We start from the raw sequence: 250 nt of genomic DNA, 5'->3' as shown, positions 1-250 counted from the left end.
GACGGGGAGCTCCTCGGCGCGGCGTTGCGGCAGCGGTTCCGGGCTACGCCCTCCACCGCTGCCGCAACGCCAGTACTCTCATCCTGATTGACGCGCTGCTCTCATCTTGTTTGACGCGCGGCAGTCGCCCGACGGCGAGCACTGGATCGCCTGCCGCCCCGGCTTCTTCCTGCCAGTGCGCGTGCTCTCGCGCCTGTTCCGGCGCCGCTTCCTCGAAGCGCTCACCGATGCCCATCGGCACGGCCAGCTG

At 70.0% G+C, this 250-nt stretch carries 1 pseudogene; it reads left to right on the top strand.

Going from position 1 to position 250, the window contains the following annotated elements:
- Positions 1 to 124: 124 nt before the first annotated feature.
- A pseudogene (locus F6X40_RS41765) lies at positions 125 to 250 on the top strand (transposase); the annotation flags it as partial.

The organism is Paraburkholderia sp. UCT31, from assembly GCF_014397655.1.
Classification (GTDB): domain Bacteria; phylum Pseudomonadota; class Gammaproteobacteria; order Burkholderiales; family Burkholderiaceae; genus Paraburkholderia; species Paraburkholderia tuberum.
Note: the sequence above shows the minus strand (reverse complement) of the source record. Positions and strands in the feature narration are given on the sequence as shown.